The sequence below is a fragment of the Streptomyces sp. NPDC028991 genome, assembly GCF_055564775.1.
The window spans coordinates 130,498-152,934 of sequence record NZ_JBVHVP010000012.1 but is presented as its reverse complement, the minus strand read 5'-3'; the positions used below and the strand labels follow the sequence as shown (position 1 = coordinate 152,934).

Below are 22,437 nucleotides of genomic sequence, written 5' to 3'. Positions count from 1 at the left end.
CCACCGCCAGCGCCCTTCGGACTTGGAGGATCCCCATGGTCTCCCTACGCCTGTTCGCCGGTGCGGCCGCGGCCGCCATCGCCCTCGCCGTGCCCTCGGCGGCTCACGCCGCGCCTGCCGTCGCTCCGGACAGCTGTGCCAAGGCGAAAGCGGTCGCCGAGATGACGCAGGAGCAATACGACTCCACGGTGAAGTGGTACAAGGACCTCATCGCCCAGGGCGGGCACCCGGGCATCGTCGGGGAGCAGGCGGTGGCCGACGCCAAGGCCGATCGGGATCGGGCGGCATCCCAGGCGCAGCGCATCTGCGGCCCGTGACCGCCCCGCGACCCGGGGCTTCACAGCCGACAAGCGCAACCGGAGTCGCCGGACGGATGGCCGCCGCAGCGGTGCACGCGGCGGTGCACGCGGCGGGCGCTCCTTTCACCCCGCCGAAGCGTCCCGGACCTCTCCCGGACCTCTTCCGGACAGTGTCCGGCGTTCATTCGGCACCGGCTGCGCCTTCAGGACGCCACGCGGTAGGTCACGTGCGTGACCAGTCGGGCCGATCGCGACCTGACCTGCTCGAGTCTCAGCGGCGGGACGCCCTCGAACAGCCGCGTGCCGGCGCCGAGGGTGAGCGGCGCGATGTGCAGCCGCAGCTCTTCGATGAGGCCGGCGGCAAGGTACTGGTTGACCGTGGTCGCGCCGCCCTGGATCGCCACATCACCGTCGCCGGCCGCCGCGCGCGCCTGCGCCAGGGCGGACTCGATACCGTCGGTGACGAAGTGGTAGGTGGTGCCGCCGTCCATCGGCTGCGGCTCACGCGCGTGATGGGTGAGCACGAAGACCGGGGCGTGGAACGGCGGATCGTCGCCCCACCAGCCGTTCCACGGCCGATCCCACTCGCCGCGCACCGGGCCGAACATGTTGCGCCCCATGATGAAGGCTTTGGCGGCGGCCATCTGATCGAGCTCGGCCCGGTTCTCCTCGGGAGTCTCGGCGAGCCAGGCGTGCAGCCCGCCTCCCCAGCCGTCACCGCCGTCATCGCCGAACGGGCGCTCCTCGGTCTGGTTCAGACCGGCCGAATACCCGTCGGCCGAGATCGTGATGTCGCAGGTCACCCTGCCCGGACGCGCGGTCATCGTTCGCTCCTCCTGGTCACCGGAAGCGGTACACCCACCCACCGCACCGGACACGATCGACGGCCGTCCGGCCGCCCGCCCCACTCGGTTGAGAGGCACCCAGCAGTGTGGCCCGGCGGCTTCCCGGCCGCCAGCGGCGGCGAGGGCGGCAATGGCGGTGGCAAGCTGCGCTCCGCCGGGTTGCCGGGGCCGGAGACATACAGGCCGGCAACGCTCCCCCCGCGGTCGGCTCCGGTCCGAGAAGGCGTACTGGCCGTGGATCCGGCCACAGGAGGGCTCCGACGGCTTCATCCTGTTTCCGGCCGGCTCCGCACTGGATCCGGTCGGCTCCGCACGGGTATTACCGGTACGCGGGTCGCGCGCTGACGGATCCGGAAGGACGGTGCCGTGCCGGAGGTCCGTCGAGCCTGCCCAGATGCACGGTTGCCTGCCGAAATCCGCTGGCGCGACGCCGCACAGGACGTGAGGATCGACAACCGGTGTCCGACGCGCGCTGAAGGGGTGCCGACGTGGTCGGTCGAGTGGAATTGCGGCAGGTGGACGAGGCGAGTCTCGAAGAGCTCATCGCCGTGGCCGTCGAGGACGCGCAACCCGAGGAGGTCATGCCTCCGGTGGCGGGCCCACCAGGGTGGACGCCGGCTCGGCAGGAAGCTTTCCGCGCGTGGCACCGCGCTCGGCGCCCCGGACTCGCCGGCCCTCTCGGGGAGTCCACCTTCGTGATCGCCCACGACGGACAAGCGGTGGGGTCGGCGCGGCTGGCCGCCCGGGACAGCGCGCACGTCCTCGAAACGGGCATGTGGCTGGCCCGTTCCCAACGCGGCCGCGGGATAGGCAGCGCCGCACTGCGCATACTCCTCGGCGAAGCCGCCAGGGCCGGTGCGCGGGCGGTGGTCGCGGACACTCAGGTCCGCAACACAGCGGCACTCGCAGCGCTGCGCCGTAATGGCGCGACGCTCGTCCCGAGTCAGGACACCGGCGACGTCCACGCCGAGCTGCGACCGAGGACGATGCCGTCGGCTGCGCCCACCTCCGCGAATCCGTGAGAAACCGGCACCGGTGCTGCCGGTGAACACGCGCCGGGAACGCGGGTCCGAGCGCGGTCAGCCGGTGGCCGCCCGGAACGATCAGGCGGTGCTCGCCCGGGACGACCCGGTGGTGGAGCGGGACCGGTCCATGATCCCCGCGACGATTCTCATCAGTCGGCCCCCCGCCTGATCGATGCTTCCGTTCTGTGTGCTGACCTGAGCGCCTTCGAGTACGAAGGTGATCTCGGCCGCTGTCTGCTCGGGGTCGGGCAGCCCTGCCTCGGCGCACATGCCGACCAGCCTGCGGGTCTGACGGGCCTTGTGCTCCTCGATCACCTTCCGTGCGGGATGGGAACGGTCGGGCAGTTCGGCGATGGAGTTGATGAACGGACAGCCCCGGTGCGAGATGGCCGGCAATCCCTCGGCGATGAAGCGGGCCAGGGCCAGGATCTGCTCCCTGGGCCGGGCCGGATGGTCGGCCTCGGCCCGGTCGAAGGCCGCCTGGTAGTCGGCGGCGACGATCCGCAGCCACTCCGCGACCAGCGCGTCCTTGGTCTCGAAGTGGCGGTAGATCGCCATTTTGGTGGTCTCGGCCCGCTCGGCGATCGCCTGGACGCCCACCCGCCGGATCCCCTCGCGCTGGAAGAGCTCTTCCGCCGCGTCGAGGATGCGCTCACGGGGCGGCAGCTTCGCCACCCTGCTCGGCCTTCTGCCGGTCGATGCCATGACCACTCCGTGACGTCCCGCCGCCGATTGCCGACCGCTCATCCGCTGCTACGGTACCAGCTCGTTCCATGCGATACCGTCGGGTATCGTTCGGTACCCAATGGTCCCAATCGATCTTTGTTGCGGGAGTGACAGTGAAAGTTGCCGAGTACGTGGATTTCGACGCGGTCGGGCTCGCGGAGCTGGTGGCCGAGGGTGAGGTGACCCCCGCCGAACTGGCAGCCGCCGCACTCGAGGCCGCACAGGCGGTGAACGGGCGGATCAACGCCGTCGTGGAGACATGGCCGGCCGACGACCGGCCCCACCCGGGCAGTTCACCGCTGGCCGGAGTGCCCTTCCTGATCAAGGACATCGGAGTCTCCATGGCCGGGAGGCGAATGGAGCTGGGCAGCCGTCTCGCGGCCGGCAACATCGCCGGCGCCGACTCCTCCCTGATGCTGCGCTTCCGGCGCGCCGGCCTCGTGACGTTCGGACGTACGGCGGCACCGGAGATGGCCTACAGCATCACGACGGAACCAGTGCTGTACGGCCCGACCCGCAATCCGTGGAACCCGGAGCTGAGCGCGGGCGGATCGAGCGGAGGCGCGGGCGCGGCTGTCGCGGCCGGGGTGGTCCCGATCGCCCACGCCACCGACGCGGCCGGCTCGCTCCGCATACCCGCCGCCCACAACGGCCTCTTCGGACTGAAGCCCACCCGGGGCCGGGTCTCCATGGGTCCCGGCGCCGACGAGGTCTTCAGCGGCCTGGCCGTACACGGCAGCGTCAGCCGATCCGTACGCGACAGTGCGGCTCTGCTCGACCGGATCCGCGGCCCCGAGCCGGGCGACCCCTACTTCGCCCAGCAGCCGTCCCGGCCCTACGCCGAGGAAGTCACCCGCCACCCGGGCTCGCTGCGGATCGGTGTCCTCACCCAGGCATGGGGTGGACGCCGCACCACCGCGCCGGTGGCCGACGCTCTCGCCCGCACCGCGCGCCTGCTCGAATCGCTCGGCCACCGGGTGGAAGAGGTCGAGGTCGACCTGGGCGTCGACTGGGAGGAGTTCGTCCTGGCCAACGCCCGTCTGCTGGCGGCGAACCTCGCGGCCTCGGCCGACGAGCTGGCCGCCGCCTTCGGCCGGCCCGTCGACTCCTCGACCCTGGAGCCGCAGACCCTTGCCGGCTACCACTACGGGCAGCGGGTCAGTGGCGCCCAGTTCGTCACCGCTCTCGCCATCCGCAACCGGGTCGCTCGAAGCCTGGCACGGTTCTTCGACGCCCACGGCATACTGCTCACCCCGACCCTGCCCGAGCTTCCCATGCCCTTGGGCACCTACGCCGAGGGCGGGGAGGCCCTGGACGGCCTCGGCTGGATCGACCGCCTCAACGACCGCTCGCCGTTCACCATGCCGTTCAACATGGCGGGCACGCCCGCCATGTCCGTACCGGTGACGGCCGACGCCGGGAGCGGACTCCCGATCGGTATGCAGTTCGCAGCCGGTTACGGGCTCGAGGGCCGCCTTTTCCGCCTCGCCGGGCAACTCGAACAGGCGAACCCGTGGTGGAGCCGAACCCCCACCGTGTGGGCAGGGGGCCGCACGGGCCCCCGGGCGCGCTCGTAGGGGCCGGACGGCGGACCGATGAACAGTCGAACGCGGCCACCGTCCTTGTGACAGACGCGGGCTGGTCACGCTCTCGCTCCCGAGGAGACCGCCGATCGCGTTGTCCGGGAAGCACGCGACCGCGCCCCGTGAACTGACCAGGGTGGCCGTACCCGAGGTGGCCCTGGCCGGCCGCCGGATCGCGGCCGAGCCGGCGGTTGCGGACGGCTGCCCCACACCTCCGACCGGCCGCCCGCCCCCTCCCGCCGGCTCACGCGTAACGTCCGTCCGCATGGAACCATCGCCCCGCCCGCTGTCCCCGCCCGGCAACGCCCGACGCCGGGCCCGTGACCTCGGCATCGTCATCGGATCCGGTGCCACCGGGCCCTTCAACGCCATCACCGACGTCCCGGGGGTCCGCGTCGGCCACACCACCGTCCGCGGCCGGCCGGACGTACACAGCGGGGTCACAGCCGTCGTGCCCGACCTCGTCAGCCCGCACACCCCCCTGCCGGCCGGGGTCTTCACCGGCAACGGCTACGGCAAACTCATCGGTACCACCCAACTCACCGAACTGGGTTCACTGGAGACCCCGATCCTTCTCACGTCCACCCTTTCCGCCTTCCGCGTCGCCGACGCCCTCGTCGGCTGGATGCTCCAACGCCCCGGATGCGGAGGGGTGCAGAGCCTCAACCCCGTGGTGGGCGAGTGCAACGACGGCCTCCTGTCCGACATTCGCGCGCGGCCCGTACACGAGGAACACGTCCGCGCGGCACTCGACTCGGCCTCCGGCGGACCCGTGGCCGAGGGCTGTGTCGGCGCGGGGACCGGCACTGTCGCACTGGGCTTCAAGGCCGGCATCGGCACCGCCTCACGTACCCTTGCCCTGGCCGGTGGAGGCTGCACGGCCGGTGTCCTGGTGCAGGCCAACTTCGGCGGCACACTGCGGGTTCTCGGCCGCACCCTCACACCGCGGTCCGTGGGCCTCGGGGCCGACGATCCGGTACCGTCCGCGGACACCGGCTCCTGCATGATCGTGGTCGCCACGGACGCCCCTCTCGATGCCCGGCAGCTCACCCGCGTGGCACGGCGCGCGGTGTTCGCCCTGGCCCGCACGGGCGCGGCCTACAGCCACGGCAGCGGCGACTACGCCATCGCCTTCGGTACGCGACCGGACGGTGTCCCGGTGGCGGACAGCGGGCTCGGTCCGCTGTTCGAAGCGGTCCTCGACGCGGTCGAGGAAGCGGTGCTCAACTCCTTGCTCGCTGCGACCACGACCACCGGCTTCGGTGGCCGGAGGGTGCCCGCCCTGCCGGCGGACCGCCTGCTCGCCGCCCTCTCAGCCCCTGACAAACCAGGAAAGTGGAGAACATGACGATGCGTACTCACCACGTCGACGAAGAACTCGTTCAGGCCGCGGCCCACGTCGCACGCACCCGCTGCCGGGGCGACAACCACACCATGGCGGCCGCGGCCCGCGCCCGGGACGGTCGGATCGTCACAGCGGTGAACGCCTACCACTTCACGGGAGGCCCCTGCGCCGAGCTGGTCCTCATCGGAACCGCAGCCGGTCAGGGCTCCTACGAACTGGACACGATCGTCGCCGTCGGAGACCGCGACCGGGGTGTGGTTCCCCCGTGCGGCCGGTGCCGGCAGGTCCTTCTCGACTACTTCCCCACTCTCGAGGTCATCGTCGGTGAAGGTGACCGTCTCCGCACCGTCCTCATCACCGATCTGCTGCCCGAAAGCTATGTCTGGGCCGACCACCAGCTCGACACCGAGTAGTCCGCGCAACGCAGCACGAGTCGGTTCCGGCGGGACTCGCGTGGTCCCGCGCGAGCGGCGGTACCAGACCCTCCGCCACCGACGAGTGCACCCTTGACACGGACACGCCGAACGCCTGTATGGTCTAGTCCAACAGAACTCGCCGCTCCGTTTGCGGAGTTGACCCCTGCCGGGGCTCGGAGCTCCCTGCCGGGGCGGTGAGGACGCGTCACCTTCCGCCTCTTGGCCCCACCCACGAGAGGCCGTACCCGGCGTGTGCGGTCACCCCACCTACGACCGCGTGTGCCATGGGACGGCCTGATGTGAAGGAGTTCCGCATGCACACCAGCCGGAAGACCGCTGCGCTGATCGGCGCGGCCCTCGCCCCTGTCATCGCCGTCAGCCTCCCCGCCTCCTCGGCGAGCGCGCACGGCTACATCTCCGATCCGCCCAGCCGCCAGGCCCAGTGTGCCGCGGGCGCGGTGTCCTGCGGGGACATCAGGTACGAGCCGCAGAGCGTCGAAGGCCCCAAGGGCCTGACCAGTTGCAGTGGCGGCAACAGCCGCTTCGCCGAGCTGGACGACGACAGCAGGGGCTGGACCGTCACACCGGTACCGAAGCACGCGACGTTCTCGTGGAAACTCACCGCGCAGCACGCCACCAGCACCTGGGAGTACTACGCCGGCGGACAGCGGATCGCGCTGTTCGACGACGGCGGCGCCAAGCCGGGCGCGGTGGTGAACCACCAGGTCGACTTCGGTGGCCTCACCGGGCAGCAGAAGGTCCTCGCCGTGTGGAACGTCGCCGACACCGACAACGCGTTCTACGCCTGCATCGACGTCAACGTCGGCGGCTGACGGCTCGACCGGTGGAGAGGCGGGAGCGACAGCCGTCCCCCCGGGGCCCCGCTGTCGCTCCTCCCCGTCTCCACCCACTGTGGTCTCACCGCAGCACTCGTCGCCCAGCCGGCGACGACACGGTGCTTCACACCGCTCCTCGACGACTTGCCCGGCAGCACCTTCGGCTGCCGGGGCGGGCCGCCTGCGAGGTCTCGCCGTCGAGGCGGCCCTGACGAGCAGCCCGCACTACCCGGGAGTGGTGGAGCGGGCCCGCCACAGGTCGCGGAGCAAAGCGATCTCGGCCATGTGGTGGATGAGTTCGAGGTTGGCCCCGGCCAGCACGGCGATGAACGGGTCGCCGGGGTCGGAGCCGTACGGATACCGCGAGAGGCCGACGGTGTCGAGTTGCTCGTCGGTGACGGCGGCGACGCTGCCGCGCCAGCGGTCGATCAGCTCCCAGAACCGCTCGAGCGCCAGGGACGCGGAAGGAGTGAAGTCGACCAGCAGCCTCGGATCCCGCCTTCGTTCGCCGAAGGTCCACTCCCATCGGCCGGCGAAGTCGGAGTGCAGGTGCCCCAGCCGCCAAGCGATGGTGCTGATCGGCGTGTCGTCGGGTTCCGGCGTGCCGCTGTGGGCGAGGACCTCCTCGACCCGCTCGGTACTCACGCTCCAGTCGTCCGCGATCTCGGCGATGGTCATGCCGTCGGCAACCTGCCGGGCAACCTCGGCGTACTCGCTCGCCGGGATGTCCGGGGCGCCCTTGTCGAGCACCCATTCGCCGGGACCGTACGCCCTGGGCGTCACCGCGTCACCGCGGCGCCGGATCGACCAGCAACCGGCCACCGGCTCCCACAGGTACTCCTCGTCACCGAGCCCGGTCAGCCGTACCTGAGCCATCTCCCTGGCCTGGTCGAACTGGTCGAGCAGCAGGCCCAGACGATCGGTCCGCACGCCGTCGGTCTCCATTCCCGGCTCCCCCTCGCGTTCATGCGTCGCGCGTCACCGCGCCAAGGCGGAGGCTAACGGGCCCCCTCACGTGACGCGACCGATTTCCTGGCCGATGACGGCCTGCGTCAATCGGGGTCCATGGTGAGGAAGCGGGCGTTCGTCAGTCTGGTGCAGAGCATCGGGCGTCGTCATGCGTCCATTGACTCGGCGAGGGAACGGGGGCGCAGATCCTGCCAGTTGGCCTCGACGAACTCGAGGCAGGCGGCCCGGCTGTTCTCCTCGAAGGCGAGCGTCCACCCGCCGGGCACCTCCGCGAAGGCCGGCCAGAGTGAGTACTGGCCCTCGCCGTTCACGAGGACGCGGAAACGGCCGTCGGCGTCGTCGAAGGGGTTGGTGCTCATCCGCGGTACCTCCCAAGGAAATTAGGTTAGGCTCGCCTAATGGGAAATGAGCTTAGCCTTCTCACTTTCCGCTCCACAAGGAGACGTTCATGAGGTTGGTGGGGGAAGACGCCTTCGCCGCGTTCGGACTGCCCGGCGAGCCCGGATCCGACGCGTTCTGGGCGAGCGCCAGGACACCCGCGTCGGTGGCCGACGGCGGCGGTTGGACGACCCTGTTCCTGCGGCGCGGGTCCGAATCGGCGAGCGTCGGGTTCGAGAGCTGGTCGGAACCGGTCCCGCTGCGGCGGTGGGGGGACACGGACTGCTGGTACGCCGAGGTGCGCATGCCCGCCCGGCTGCGGGTCACGTACCAGTTCCTCGTCGGCGACGCGGCGTACGCCGACCCGCTCAACCCGGTCGGTGCGGGCGGTGACCGGTCCATCGCCGCGACTCCGGACGTCCCGGCCCAGCCGCACTGGCCGGCGGTCGCCGCCACCGACGTCCTGCCCCTCCCGCGCACCCGGCTGCGCTGGGCCGGTGAACGGCTCGGCGGGCGGCGTACCGTGCGCGTCCACCCGGTGGGCGGCGGCGGGCCCCTGGTCCTGCTGCTCGACGGCGACGACTGGCTGTACCTGCACCCCGCGACGACCGCCTTCGACTCGGCCGTCGCGGGCGGCGAGCTGCCGCCGGTCACGCTCGTCTTCCTTCCCGTCCGGGACAGGGAGGCGGAATTCGGGTGCCGGCCCGAGCTGTGGGAGGCGGTCCGGGACGAACTGCTGCCGCTGGTCGCGGAGTCCGGCGTGCCCGCCGACCGTGACCGGCTGGTGGTCGCCGGGCAGAGCCTCGGCGGGCTGAGCGCGCTCTACGCGGCACTGGAGTTCCCCGACCTGGTGTCCCGCGTCGCCTGCCAGTCCCCGTCGTTCTGGTGGACGCCCGACGCCCGGCACCTGGCGGACCCGTTGGGCGGCCCGGTCGGTGGTGCCGTCGCCGGGCTCCTGCGGCGGCGGCCCGACCTGTCCGGTCTGCGGGTCGCGTTCGACGTGGGTGAACACGAGACGCGGATGCTCCCCCACTGCGCCCTGGTGGAGACGCTGACCCAACAGGCCGGTGCGACCGTGCGGGTCTCACGGTCGCCGTCGGACCACGACCGGGCCGGTTGGCGGCACGCCCTGCTCAGGGATGTCGCCTGGGCTCTCGCCTGAGGCCTGTCCGGCGATTCCCGCCTGCCTCGCGACGCCATGCACACACTCTCGCCGCACCGGGCGCAGAACCGGGTACATCCAGTACGAGGCTCTGCGCCCGGCCCGCCGAGAGCAGGCACCTGACACCGCGAGGCGGCCCTCCGGGCGACGGCGGGGACTGTCGGACAGACCTGGGAGACCTCCGGATCACCGGGCCACGGCCCTGCAGTAGTCGGCGTCGGTGGCGAGCAGGTTGCGATGCGTGTCCTGCGCGGTGATCGCGCCGTCGTCCAGGACGAGGACCCGGTCGGCGGCGTCCAGGAGGGCGGGACTGCTGGTGATCACCACCGTGGTGCGGCCCCGGCGCAGTTTCGCGACGTTGCGCGCGATGAGTTGCTCCGTGACCGCGTCGACGGCGGTCGTCGGATCGCGCAGGACCAGGACGTCGGTGTCGGCGGCGAGCGCGCGGGCCAGGGACAGCCGTTGGCGCTGGCCGCCGGACAGGTTGGCGCCGCGGTCGCGGACGGGGTGGTCGAGCCCTTCGCGGTGCAGGGCGACGACGTCGGTCAGCATGGACGCCTCGACGGCCTCGGGGACCGTCCGGCTGGTGCCCGACGGGTCGATGTTCGTGCGGAGGGTGCCCGCGAAGATCTCCCCGTCGTACGGGTTCACCAGCATGAGTTCGCGGACCGCCTCGGTCGACAGCTCCACGAGGTCCCGGCCGCCGACCCGCACCGCGCCCTCGTACGCGTCGGGCGGGACGTTCAGGGCCAGGATCGAAGCGAGATCGGCCGCCGCGCGCGGCTGGTAGGCGGCGATGGCCACGAACTCGCCGGCGGCCACCCGGAACCCCACCTTGCGCAGGGCCCCGTGGCGCACGCGGTCGACCTCGAGGTCCCGGCCCGCGGCCGGGCGCTCCGCCCCGGGAGTCGTCACCGGGGGCGCGGTCAGGACCAGCGCCATGCGCTCGGCCGAAGCGCGCGCGATCATCACGTACTTGGGCATCTCGGAGAAGAGTTTGAGCGGTTCCATGATGAACTGCGCGAGTCCCACGGCCATCACGAGTTCGCCGATGTTGATCCGGCCGTCGAACGCCAGCCAGCCGGCCGTCAGCGTGACGGCGGCGGCGAGGACCGCGTTGAGAGCCAGCGCGGTGCCCGCGTACGCACCGTTCGCCCGGGCGACGGTGATCGACTGCTGCTTCGCCTCCGTGCTGACCCTCCGGTAGGACCGGAAGGCGGCGTGGTTGCCTCCGAAGCCGTGCAGCGGGCGCAGTCCGATGATCAGGTCGGCGACCTTCGCGCCCGCCCGTGCCACCCGGGCCTGCTGTTCACGGGTGCCGGAGCCGATCCGTCTGGACATCACGCTCAGGATCGTCAGGATCGCGACGGTTCCCACGATCACCAGCAGCCCGAGCCGGAGGTCGGCCAGGCCCAGTGCGACCGCCGCGATCACCACCGCGACCAGTGAGCTGATCAGCAGCGGCACCACCTCGATGATGTCGGCGGTCTGGTCGGCGTCCTCCGTGGCGATGGTCAGCACCTCACCCGACTTGAGGTCGACGTCCCTGGCCACCGGCTGGAGTCCGCAGGCCGCGACCCGTACCCGCCAGCGGTGCGCCTCGGTCGTGTTGGCCTTCTGCAGGACGCGCATCCCGAACCGCCACGACAGCGACACGGTGGTGATGATCACGGCCAGCGCGGCGATCGAGACGCCGAGCGAGCCGAGGCTCCGGTCCCGCATCGTGTGTTCGACGATCAGGCCGAGGGCGATCGGGAAGGCGGTCTCACCGGCCTGGTACAGACCCATGAGGACGGTGCCCCAGGCCATGGCGCCGATGTTGCGGCGCAGTGCGGTGCGGAGGATGTCGGACCCCGGGCGGGGCCGCTGCGTGTCAGGAGTCGTCATCGAGGTGGCGGGCAATCGCTTCCGGGGTGCGCAGGGTGAACAGGTCGCGGATGGTGATCACTGGACCGTACTCCCGGCGGAGCAGCCCGGTCAGCCGCACCGCCAGCATGGAGTGCCCCCCGAGGGACACGAAGTCGCTCACCGCGCTCACCTCGTCGTCGTCCAGGTCCAGTGCCTCGGCGAAGAACTCGCACACCACGGTCTCGGTCTCCGTCTCCGGGCCGCGCTCCCCCGCCGTGGTCAGCGCGCCCAGCGGCTTGGCCTCCGGCAACGCCCTGGTGTCGGCCTTCCCGTTCACGGTCAGCGGGATCGCGTCGACCTCGGCGTAGTGCGTCGGGCGCAGGAAGTCCGGCAGCGCGGCACCCACCTGGGCGGCGACCTCCGACAGGCCGGAGCCGTCCAGCACCAGGTAGGCGGCCAGCCGGTACGCCCCGTCGACCTGCGGGTCGGGCTGGGCGACCGCGGCGACGAACCGCACCGCCGGGTGCGCCGCGAAGGCGGCCTCGACCTCGCCCGGTTCGACCCGGTGCCCCCGGATCTTGACCTGCTGGTCGGTGCGGCCCAGGTACATGAGGTTCCCGTCCGGCCGCCGGACCACCAGGTCGCCGGTGCGGTACATGCGCTCGCCGGGTCCGGCGAACGGGCAGGCGACGAAGCGGTGCGCGGTCTGGGCGGGCTGCCCGAGGTAGCCCCGCGCGATGCCGACGCCCGACACGTACAGCTCTCCGGGCACGCCGTCCGGCAGCGGCCGCAGCCACGGATCCAGGACGTACACGTCCGTGTTGTCGATCGCGACCCCCACCACCGGGTCCTGGCACTCGAAGGTGCCGACGCCGAGGGTGTTGATGGTGTACTCGGTGGGTCCGTACAGGTTGTAGCCCACGGTTCCCTCGGTCTCGGCGAGCCGCCGCCACAGCGCCGGGGTGACGGCCTCGCCGCCCAGCAGCACCAGCGCGGGCCGGCGTGCCGGGTTGTCGAGCAGTCCCTCGGCCACCAGTTGCTGCGCGTAGGTCGGGGTCACGTTGATCACGTCGATCCCGTGCTCGAGGCAGTACTCGACCAGCCTGGGCGCGTCACGGCGCAGTTCCTCGTCGCAGATGTGCACCTCATGGCCGTCGGCGAGCCACAGCAGCTCCTCCCACGACATGTCGAACGCGAACGACACGGTGTGCGCGATCCGGAAGACCCGGTGGCCGTGCTCGGCCAGCACCGGTTCGAAGATCCGGCGCTGGTGGTTGATCAGCATGTTGGTGAGTCCGGCGTACTCGGTCACCACGCCCTTGGGCTTCCCGGTCGATCCGGAGGTGTAGATCGTGTAGGCGGGGTGCCGCAGCCGGTTCGGGTCGTGTGGCGCGAACGTCACGAACGGCTCGGCCGCGGGCAGCGGACGGTCCAGTTCGATCAGGTCGCCGGTCAGCCGGGGTGACACGGCGCTCACCGTGACGATCACGTCCGGTCCGGCGTCCGCGACGATCGCGGCGATCCGCTCGTCCGGGTGGTCCAGTTCCAGCGGCACGTACGCGGCGCCGACGCGCAGTACGGCGAACAGCGCCACGATCGAGTCGAGGGAGCGCGGGATGGCGAGGCCCACGGTCGCCTCGGGACCGATGCCGCGCCCGGCCAGCACACCCGCCACCGCGCGACTGCGGTCCCGGAGTTCGGCGAAGGTCATGGCCGTACCGTGGGCGACGAGCGCCACCCGCCCGGGCGCCCGGTCCGCCGCCAGGTCGAACCGGTCGACGACGGTGTCCGTGCCGACGTCGGTGCGTGGGGCGGACTCGGGTTCCGGCCCCGGGCCCCGGAGCGCGCCGACCGGGCCGGTGGACCGGGCCAGTTCGTCGAGTACGCGCAGATAGTCGTCGAGGAGACGACGGGCGCGGTCCGGGTCGTCGTCGCGGTGCTCCAGTTTGACGGTGAGCCGGTCGCCGGGCGTGACGACCCAGGTGAACGGATAGTGGGTGGAGTCGTCGGCCCGCACCGAGGTGATGCCGTGCCGGGCGTTCATCTCGGCGAAGGCGTCCAGGTCCAGGAAGTTCTGGAGCACGAACAGGTTGTCGAAGAGGGTGTCGTGTCCGCCGGCCCGCTGGATCTCGCCGAGGCCGAGGTGCTCGTGTTCCATGGCCTCGACCCTGGCGGCCTGAACGGCCCTCAGGTACTCGCGGACCGTCTCGTCCGGCCGTGCCCGCGTCCACATGGGCACCGTGTTGAGCAGTACGCCGACGATGTCGGAGAGCCCTTCGCCCTCCCGGCCGGAGACGGTCACGCCGAACACTGCGTCGGCGCGACCGGTGTGCGCGCCGAGGAGGAGGCCGAACGCGCCGGTCAGCAGCGAGTTCAGGGTGACGCCGTGCGCCTTGGCGGCTTCCCTGAGCAGGTCCGACCGCTCGGTGGAGAGCGTGTGTACGAGGGCGCGCGGCAGGTCGTCGGTCAGGGACGGTGCCGGTCCGGCGAGCAGCGTCGGTCCGGGGAGGCCTGCCAGGTGCTTTGCCCAGAAGCGCTCCGATGCGGCCGGGTCCCTGGCGGCGAGCGCTCGGGCGTGGTCCTGGAAGCTCGGTGCGGCCGGGACCGCTGCCGGCGGCTCACCCGCCAGGACGGCCTGATACGCGTCGAAGAGGTCCCGCAGCACGATCTCGCGGGACCAGCCGTCCCACAGCAGCAGGTGGTAGCTGAGGAGCAGTGCGTCGCGGTCGCCGGGCAGACGCACCACGGTCAACCGGACCAGGGGCGGCTCACCCGGGTCGAATCCCGTGTCCCGGTCCCGGGCCCGCAGCGCTTCGGCCTCCGCGTCCGTCGCCGGTTCCACGGTGCGGACGTCGACTCGGCGGCCCGCCGCGAGGACCTGGACGGGGTTCCCGTCGTCGTCGGTGGTGAAGCCGGCACCCACGACCGGGTGGCGCGCGATCACGTGTGCCATCGCCTCGGCCAGCGCCTCGGTGTCCAGGCGCCGGTCGAAGGTGAAGTAGCTCTGCGCGACGTAGTGTCCGGCCGGGCCCGTCATCTGGGCCTGGAAGTACAGGCCTCGCTGGAGCGGGGTGACCGGTGCGGTGCGCTCGGCCGTCGCGGCGGCGTCCGCGATGTGTTCCAGTGCGCGGTGCCAGTGCCCGGTGATCTCGTCGGGGATGCCCTCGGCGAGGGTGAAGGCCGCGTGCAGGCTGCCGGTGGCCGCGTCGGTCCACGCGTTGACCTCGACGGCGTACGGACTGCTCTGGTCACCGCCGGTGAGGTGCGGCGCCTGGGACTCGCCGCCCCGGCCGAGGTAGTTGAACAGTACCTGCGGGCGGGCGGTCAGCAGCGGCGCCGTCTGTGGGTTGAGGTACCTGAGTTGTCCGTAGGCGACGTGCGCGCGCTCGTCCGGCTGGCGTTCCGCGACCTCGCGCGCGGCCGCGAGCGGGTCGGTGTGCGCCGTGAGCCGTACCGGCGCGATGGAGGTGAACCAGCCGACCGTGCGGCTGTAGTCGTGGTGTTCGAGGGCCGGCACCCGGCCGTGCCGCTCCATCTCGATCGCGAGGTCGGTGGGCGACGGCTGGATGTGTGTCAGCGCGGACCGAAGCGCGCCGCACAGCAACTCGGTGAGACCGACGCCGAGTGCGGCGGGCGCGGTGCGGGTCACGCGATCGCTCAGGCCGGGCGCGAGCACGACCGTCGTCTCCCGCAAGCTTTCGGCCGCGGGCAGCGGCGCGGGCGCCTGGAGCGTGGCGATCCAGTGGCCCAGGTCGCCGACCGCGTGGGCGGACCCGGACGCCAGTGCTTCGGCGTACTCGGCATAGGACGTGGTCGGGGACGCCGGCGACGCTCCGCCCAGCGCGGTGGCCAGGTCGTCCAGCAGGATCAGCCAGGAGACCGAGTCGACGGCGAGGTGGTGCACGGTGACCACCAGTGTCCGGATCCGCTCCAGCCAGGTGAACGCGATGACGTCCCCGGACTCGGGATCGAGCCGTCCGGCGGCTTCGTCGGCCGCGGCCGTCGCGTCGGTGGCCTGCGTCCGGGCGACGGTGATCCGGCGCGCGGGTTCGGTGCGCAGCGACCACACGCCGTGCTCGACCCGCAGGCGCAGGCGGAGGGCCGGGTGCGTGGCCACGACGGTGTGCGCGGCGCGCTCGACGTCGGCGAAGCCGGTGCCCTCGGGGACCACCAGTGTCCTGGCCTGGGCGAACCGGGCGAGGGAACCGCCCAGGTCCCGCTGCCGCAGGACGATCGGCGTCGGCGGCAGCGGGCCGTCCGCGCGGCGGACGGGCGCGGGCACCGGGGGCAGTGGGCTGCTCGTCCCCAGGTGCTCGGCGAGGGCGCGGGGAGTCCTGAGCAGGAACACGTCCCGTGGCGCGATCGGCAGGCCGAGCGCCCTGGCCCGGTTGATCACGGTGATGGCGACGATGCTGTCGCCTCCGGCGGCGAAGAAGTCGGTGTCGGCGTCCACGCCGGTGCCGGGGAGCGAGTCCGCGAAGATGCCGGTCAGGGCGGCGAGCCCGGAATCGTCGCCGGCGTTGTCGTCCGCAGGTCCGCCGCGGCCGGTCGCACCCCGCGGCGCGGCCGCGGATCGATACGGCTCCGCCTCCCGCCGGGACTCGGCCGCTCGCTCCGTCAGCGTCCTGCGGTCCAGCTTGCCGTTGACCGTCAGCGGCAGGGCCTCGACCGGGAGGACCTCGCTCGGGACCATGTACGCGGGCAGCTTCCCGGACAGTCGCTCGGTGAAGTCGGCGGGCACCCGGCCCACGACGTGCGCCACCAGGTGCTCGCCGCCCTCCCTGACGGTGACGGCCGCGTCGACCACGCCGTCGAGTTCCCCGATCGCGGACTCCACCTCGCCGAGCTCGATGCGGAAGCCCTTGAGCTGCACCTGGTCGTCGGCACGGCCGGTGAACCGGAGCTCGCCGTCGAGCGTGCGGCGGGCCAGGTCCCCCGTGTGGTACATGCGGGAGCCGTCGCCGGCGAACGGGTTCGCCACGAAGCGGCCGGCGGTCAGCCCGGGCCGGCCCAGGTAGCCGAGCGACACCTGGTCGCCGGCGACGTAGATGGCGCCCACCCTGCCCGGCGGCACCGGCCTGAGCCGGTCGTCGAGCAGGTAGGTGACCAGACCGGGAAGCGGGCCGCCGATCGGGCCGGAGCCGCCGCCGGGGCCGAAGTCCTCGTCGGTCAGCACCCGGTGGGTGACGTGCACGGTGGTCTCGGTGATGCCGTACATGTTGACCAGCTCGGGCGACCGGGTGCCGTGCCGCTCGACCCAGCCGCGCAGCCGCCCGAGGTCCAGGGCCTCGCCGCCGAAGATGATCCGGCGCAGCGCGGGCAGCGGCTCGCCGGCCTGCCGGTCGGCCTCGGTGAACCGGTAGAACGCCGACGGGGTCTGGTTGAGCACGGTCACCCCGCGCTCGCGGACCAGCCGGTGGAAGTCGACCGGGGAGCGGGTCAGCCCGTAGTCCGGGACCAGCAGCTCGCCGCCGTGCGCCAGCGCCCCCCACAGTTCCCATACCGCGAAGTCGAAGGAGAAGGAGTGGAACTGGACCCACACGTCGTGCGGGCCGAAGGCCATGTCCGACCGCGTGTTCGCGAGCAGTGTCACCACGCTGGAGTGCGGGACGACGACACCCTTGGGCCTGCCGGTCGATCCTGATGTGTAGATCACGTAGGCGGGGTCGGTCCAACCGGCTCCGGGCCCCGGCTCGGTGGCCGCCGCGGGCGGCACCTCCCCCTGCACGAGCACGCGGGCGGGCACGCCTGCCCGGGCCAGCAGCCGGGTGAAGCGCTCGCGCTGCTCCGGGTGCACGAACACGACCTGCGGGGCGGCGTCGGCGAGTACGTACTCCAGTCGCTCGTCCGGGTACGCCAGGTCCAGCGGCACGTACGCGCCCCCCGCGCTGACGATCGCGACCAGGGCGACGACCTGCTCGACGGAGCGCGGGAGGGCCACGGCGACCCGCTTGCCGGGTCCGACACCGCACGCGCGCAGCGCCGCGGCCAGGGCGCTCTTCGCGTCCGCCAGTTCGCCGTAGGTCAGGGACCGGGTTCCGCCGTCGAGACCGCACTGGGTGACGGCGGTGGCGGCCGGGTCCCGGCGCGCGGCGGCGTCGAACAGGCCGTCCAGGGTCGTCGGGGGGACGGGTTCGGTACGCCGGGAGGCCCCCTCGGATGCCAGGGCGTCGACCAGGGCGTCCGGCCGGGTGAGCAGGCCGGTGAGGGTCCGGGTGAAGGTGTGCAGGATCGTGCGGGCACCCGCCTCCCGCAGGAGCTCGCCGTCGTGGATCAGGCTGAAGCGCGGACGGCCGCCGAGCGTACGCTCCACCACCAGTGTCAAGGGGTAGTGCGGGGCGCCCTCGTTCACGACGCCGGTGACGACCAGCGTGTCGCCGGGCCGCCGCAGGCCGCTCACGTCGGTCGCCACGTCGAACACCACCAGGGTGTCGAACAAGGTGACCGTGCCGGTCTGGCGGGCGATCCTCGCCAGCGAGACGTGCTGGTGCGGCAGGACCGCGCTCTGGTGTGCCCTGACCGAGGCGAGCAGGTCGCGCGCGGTGGTCGTGTCCGCCCACCGGGCACGCACGGGGATCGTGTTGATCAGCAGACCGACCATGTCCTCGATGCCGGGGACGTCCGCGTCGCGCCCGGACACCGTGGAGCCGAACACCACGTCCCTGCCGTGCAGGATGCCGCCCAGTGTCACCGCCCAGGCGCTGTGCACGGCCACGCTCAGCGGTACGCCGGCCGACCGGGCGGCGGCGTCGACGTCGGCCTCCACGGCGGTGTCGGCGAACCGGTCCGAAGGGGTGTGCCCCTCGGCTACCAGCGAGGGGCCGGGCAGTCCGGCGAGCTGCTCGCGCCAGACCCGGTCGCTCGTGTCGTCGTCGCGTCCGGCGAGCCGGCGTACGTGGTCGGGGAAACCGCCGAGCGCGTACACGGTCCCCGGCGCGTGGTACTCGGCCAGCATCGTGCGCAGCATGGGCGGCACCGACCAGCCGTCGGCGATGATGTGGTGCACGGTCTGCACCAGGACGTCGCGGCCCGGGCCCCCGCGGATGAGCGTGTACCGCATCAGCGGGCCGGTGGCCAGGTCGAACCCGGCGCGGCGGTCCCGCTCCGCGTGGTCGCGGATCTCGTCGTCGGTGATGCCGGGGCGGTCCAGCGTGGTGAAGGGCGCCTCGACCCCGCTCTCCAGCACGGAGACCACGCGGCCGTCGGCGAGGGCCACGAACCGCGCCGCCAGGTTCGGGTAGAGCGTGAGCAGCCGGGTGGCCGCCGCCGCGAGCCGAGCGGCGTCCACCTCGCCGTCCAGTGTCAGCAGTTGCTGTTCGACGTAGCTGCCCGCCGAGTCGTCGTCGTAGACGGAGTGGAAGTAGAGGCCTTCCTGCAGCGGAGTAAGCGGCAGGATGTCCCGCAGTGCGGGACCGTCCAGCGCGTCGACGTCGGCCTGGGTGAGCGGCACCGGCGCGAAGTCGCTGGGCGAGTGGCCGCCCCGCTCCAGCGCGGCCAGCCCGGCCAGGGCCTCCCCGTAGTAATCGCCGAGTGTCGCGATGTCCTCGTCGGTGAACATCCCTTCGGGCCAGGAGATGGCGGTGACCAGCTCGTACTCGCCGGTCGACGCGGGTTCGGCGATGGCGTTGAACTCCAGGGCGCGGGGCAGACGCATCCGCGGGTCGCGCTTCTCCCCCAGTTGCCCGGTGGCCCGCGCGAGTTGCCAGTCGCCCGACGCCCCGGCGTCGAAACGGCCCAGGTAGTTGAACAGCACCTGGGGTGCGGGCGCGTCGAACTCGGTGTGCGCCAGGTACCGCAGGGCGCCGTAGGAGATGCCGTTGTCCGGTACCCGGGAGAGGTCTTCCTTGACCGCCTTGAGCGCGGCGGTCAGGTATCCGGGTGCGGTGGGGTCGGGGGCCGCGCCGGGGTCCACGGTCACCGGGAACAGGGTGGTGAACCAGCCGACCGTTCGCGACAGTTCCGGCTCGAAGCCGGCGGAGGGGGCCACGAACCGTCCCTCTCGGCCGTGGCCCTCGAGTTCGACGTACGCGAACGTCTGGTCCTGGCCCAGGTCGCGGCGCCGGCGCGCGAGGGCGACGGCGAGCGCGGTCAGCAGCACGTCGTTGACGCCCGCGTGGAACTTCGCGGGTATCTCGCTCAGCAGCGCGGCCGTGATCCCCGCGCCGACGGAGACGGTCCGCACCCGCTCCCGCGCGACGGTGTCGGCCTCGGTCGGCGCGCGTCTGCCCACCGGTTCGTCCGCACCCGGCAGGGCGCGCCGGAAGTAGGCACTGTCCGCGTCGAACGCCGCGCGCTCCAGCAACTGCGTCCAGCGCCGGAACGACGTGCCCACCGGCGGCAGTTCGACCGGGTCGCCCGAGGCGGACTGCCGCCACGCGGTGGCCAGGTCGTCCATCAGGATCCGCCAGGACACGCCGTCGATCACGACGTGGTGGGCCACCAGCACCAACTGCCGCGCCTCGCGGCGCCAGACGGCGCGCAGCATCACGCCGTGCTCCGGGTCCAGCCCCTCGGTGGCCGCCGCGACGCACTCGTCGAGCGGCCGGTCGCTCTGCTGCCACCGCGCGCTCGTCCGGTGCGACCGGTTCGCATGGTTCGTTTCGTCCGCCTCCGGGATGTCGAAGCCCCAGCGGTCGCCGCGCACCAGTCTGGCCCGCAGCATGGCGTGCCGCCCGACCAAGGCGGCGAGGATCTCGTCGAGGGCGTCGGCGGTCAGGGCCGACGGGGTGTTGAGCACCACCGACTGCACGAAGCCGTCGATCGCGTCCGTGGTCTCTCCGAGCCACTGCACGACGGGGGATCCCACGACGGGGCCGGTCGGTACGTCACGGTGGTCCACGGTGGCGGCGTCCTCACGGCTCGCCACCGCCGCCAGCGCCCCCACGGTGCCGTGGGTGAAGATCTGCCGGGCCGTGACGTGGAGCCCCGCGTCGCGCAGCGCGCTCAGCAGCGAGATCGCCAGAATGCTGTCCCCGCCGAGCTGGAAGAAGTCCTGGTCGACACCGACTTCGTCCAGTTGCAGCAGCGCCGCGACCGCCGCGCACACCGCGCGCTCGTTCTCGGTGGCGGGCGGGACGACCGCGGCCGTCCCGCCCGTGGGCTCGGGCAGCGCGTGCCGGTCCAGCTTGCCGTTCGCGGTGAGCGGGAACTCCTTCATCACGACGATGCGGGCGGGCACCATGTACTCCACCATGTGCTCGCCGGCCCACGCCTTCACGTCGGCCGCCCGCAGGCCGTCGTTCCCCGCGGCCGGGATCACGTACCCCACCAGATAGGTGCCGCCGGCCGCGTTCTTCTTCGCGACGACGCAGGTGTGCCGGACCGCGGGGTGTTCGGCGAGGCCGGCCTCGACGTCCTCGATCTCCAGCCGCATGCCGCGGATCTTGATCTGGTTGTCGGCCCGGCCGAGGAAGTCCAGCGAGCCGTCGGGGGCGAAGCGCGCGAGGTCACCGGTCCGGTACAGCCGGGATCCGTCGTTCGCGAAGGGGTTCGCGACGAAACGGGACGCCGTCAGACCGGGCGCTCCCACGTATCCGCGCCCCAGGAGGAACCCTCCCACGTACAACTCGCCGCCGACGCCCACCGGTACCGGCCGCAGCTCGTCGTCGAGCACGTACAACCGGGTATTGGGGTTGGCCTTGCCGATCGAGGTCGACAGGCGTTCGGCCGCGCCCCGGTAGACGACGTGGGAGACGCCGATCGTCGTCTCGGCGGGTCCGTAGCCGTGGTACAGGGGGATGTCGAGCCGGGTGCGGAACCGCTCGTACAGTTCGGGAGTGAGCACTTCGCCGCCGCACCAGACGTGCCGCAGGCTGTCGAGCCGCCCGGAGTCGCCCGTCATCTCCAGCAGCACGTCCAGCATGGAGGACACCAGGTAGGTGAAGGTGACGCGCTGCTCGGCGATCACGCTCAGCAGGTGGTGCGGATCGCGTTCGCCGCCGGGCCGCAGGACCACCAGCCGGGCACCGGACACCAGCGGCAGGAAGATCTCGTTGATGGAGATGTCGAAGGACAGCGGTGCCTTGAACAGGGACGCGTCGTCGTGGCCGAAGCCCAGGATCTCGTGGACCTGCCACAGCAGGCGCTCGCTGATCGCTTCGTGCCGGATCATCGCGCCCTTGGGCCGCCCGGTCGAACCGGACGTGAAGATCACGTAGGCCAGGGCGTCGCCCAGGACGGTGACCGAGGTTCCCTCGGCCGGGTGGGAGGCGTACCGCCAGTCGTCGAGGTCCACGGCCACGGCCTCGGGTTCGCCGGCGGCGTGCTCGCCCGACGCGTTGAGCTGCGCCACGACCCGGGCGTCCTCGATGACGACGGCCCGGCGCGCGGTGGGCCAGTGCGGATCGAGCGGCACGAAGGCGCAACCCGCCTGGAGCACGCCGAGGAGGCCGATCACCATGGCGGCGGAGCGCTCCAGGGAGATGCCGACGACCTGCTCGGCGGTGAGTCCGCGTTCGATCAGGTGGTGGGCCAACTGACCGGCCAGCTCGGCCGTCTCACGGTAGGTCAGCGTCCGCCGCTCGTCGACGACGGCCACGGCGTCCGGCCGGGTCCGCACCTGTTCGTGGAACATCTCCACCAGCGTCGGGCGGACCCGGTCCGCGTCGGTGTCGTTCCACTCGGCCAGCTCCGCCAGCCGTGCCTTCCCACTGGACGGCCGTATGGTGCCGACGGGCCGGTCCGGGAAGTCGGCCAGGTCGTCGAGGGCGAGCTGGGCGTCGTCCGGTGCGACGCCTTCCGGGAGGGAGATGCTCCGTACGTCCGTTCCGACCTGCCAACGGCCGGGTGCCGAACCGCCGTTGGCGACCCAGCCGAGGACGTCGGCGAACAGGGTGGCGGGGGTGAGGTCGATGCCGTCGGGGCTCCGGCCCGTCGCCCAGTACGACAGCCCGATGGCGCAGGCCTCGGCGATGGTCCTGTCGGAGAAGTCGCCGGTGCGGCGGCGGATGCCGGTCAGGTGCCCGGGAGAAAGCCGTACGAGACGAGCGGTCGGTTCCATCATCGA

The 22,437-nt window shown here is 72.2% G+C and carries 13 protein-coding genes; 7 read left to right on the top strand and 6 right to left on the bottom strand.

The window, feature by feature from the left end; all coding sequences use genetic code 11:
* Positions 1 to 35: 35 nt before the first annotated feature.
* On the top strand, positions 36 to 317 hold the full coding sequence (locus ACZ4V1_RS23305) for a hypothetical protein (RefSeq protein ID WP_468339142.1): 282 nt from the start codon (positions 36 to 38) through the stop codon (positions 315 to 317).
* A gap of 185 nt (positions 318 to 502) precedes the next feature.
* Here the strand turns inward: ACZ4V1_RS23305 and ACZ4V1_RS23300 are convergent, their stop codons facing one another.
* Positions 503 to 1,123, bottom strand: a complete 621-nt coding sequence (locus ACZ4V1_RS23300) for a dihydrofolate reductase family protein (protein WP_468339140.1) — start codon at positions 1,121 to 1,123, stop codon at positions 503 to 505.
* A 509-nt stretch (positions 1,124 to 1,632) separates the two neighbouring features.
* Here ACZ4V1_RS23300 and ACZ4V1_RS23295 point away from each other — a divergent pair.
* Entirely contained in the window at positions 1,633 to 2,166 is a 534-nt protein-coding gene (locus tag ACZ4V1_RS23295; RefSeq protein WP_468339138.1) for a GNAT family N-acetyltransferase, read from the top strand.
* 81 nt (positions 2,167 to 2,247) lie between these two features.
* Here ACZ4V1_RS23295 and ACZ4V1_RS23290 read toward each other — a convergent pair whose 3' ends face one another.
* Positions 2,248 to 2,874 (bottom strand): TetR/AcrR family transcriptional regulator, encoded by a 627-nt coding sequence (locus ACZ4V1_RS23290; RefSeq protein ID WP_468339136.1) that lies wholly within the window; start codon positions 2,872 to 2,874, stop codon positions 2,248 to 2,250.
* A 134-nt stretch (positions 2,875 to 3,008) separates the two neighbouring features.
* Between ACZ4V1_RS23290 and ACZ4V1_RS23285 the strand changes: the two genes are divergently transcribed.
* From ACZ4V1_RS23285 to ACZ4V1_RS23270, 4 genes are all read left to right on the top strand, one after another.
* Entirely contained in the window at positions 3,009 to 4,472 is a 1,464-nt protein-coding gene (locus ACZ4V1_RS23285) for an amidase (RefSeq protein ID WP_468339272.1), read from the top strand.
* Positions 4,473 to 4,743: 271 nt separating this feature from the next.
* On the top strand, positions 4,744 to 5,826 hold the full coding sequence (locus ACZ4V1_RS23280) for a P1 family peptidase (RefSeq protein ID WP_468339134.1): 1,083 nt from the start codon (positions 4,744 to 4,746) through the stop codon (positions 5,824 to 5,826).
* Positions 5,823 to 6,236, top strand: coding sequence for a cytidine deaminase family protein (locus tag ACZ4V1_RS23275; RefSeq protein WP_468339132.1), 414 nt, complete (start codon positions 5,823 to 5,825; stop codon positions 6,234 to 6,236). Before ACZ4V1_RS23280 ends, ACZ4V1_RS23275 begins: the two co-directional genes overlap by 4 nt.
* A gap of 317 nt (positions 6,237 to 6,553) precedes the next feature.
* Complete coding sequence (locus tag ACZ4V1_RS23270) at positions 6,554 to 7,072, top strand: lytic polysaccharide monooxygenase auxiliary activity family 9 protein (protein ID WP_468339130.1); 519 nt, start codon at positions 6,554 to 6,556, stop codon at positions 7,070 to 7,072.
* 228 nt (positions 7,073 to 7,300) lie between these two features.
* Here ACZ4V1_RS23270 and ACZ4V1_RS23265 read toward each other — a convergent pair whose 3' ends face one another.
* Positions 7,301 to 8,020, bottom strand: coding sequence for a DinB family protein (locus tag ACZ4V1_RS23265; protein WP_468339128.1), 720 nt, complete (start codon positions 8,018 to 8,020; stop codon positions 7,301 to 7,303).
* 170 nt (positions 8,021 to 8,190) lie between these two features.
* The gene (locus ACZ4V1_RS23260; protein WP_468339126.1) at positions 8,191 to 8,403 is read right to left on the bottom strand and encodes an MbtH family protein; all 213 of its coding nucleotides are present in this window, start codon (positions 8,401 to 8,403) and stop codon (positions 8,191 to 8,193) included.
* An 89-nt stretch (positions 8,404 to 8,492) separates the two neighbouring features.
* On the opposite strand from ACZ4V1_RS23260, the gene ACZ4V1_RS23255 reads away from it, so the two are divergent.
* On the top strand, positions 8,493 to 9,584 hold the full coding sequence (locus ACZ4V1_RS23255; protein WP_468339124.1) for an alpha/beta hydrolase-fold protein: 1,092 nt from the start codon (positions 8,493 to 8,495) through the stop codon (positions 9,582 to 9,584).
* Positions 9,585 to 9,770: 186 nt separating this feature from the next.
* Here the strand turns inward: ACZ4V1_RS23255 and ACZ4V1_RS23250 are convergent, their stop codons facing one another.
* Positions 9,771 to 11,471, bottom strand: coding sequence for an ABC transporter ATP-binding protein (locus tag ACZ4V1_RS23250; RefSeq protein WP_468339122.1), 1,701 nt, complete (start codon positions 11,469 to 11,471; stop codon positions 9,771 to 9,773).
* On the bottom strand, positions 11,458 to 22,434 hold the full coding sequence (locus ACZ4V1_RS23245; RefSeq protein ID WP_468339120.1) for a non-ribosomal peptide synthetase: 10,977 nt from the start codon (positions 22,432 to 22,434) through the stop codon (positions 11,458 to 11,460). The genes ACZ4V1_RS23250 and ACZ4V1_RS23245 overlap by 14 nt, the downstream gene beginning before the upstream one ends.
* Positions 22,435 to 22,437: the final 3 nt, after the last annotated feature.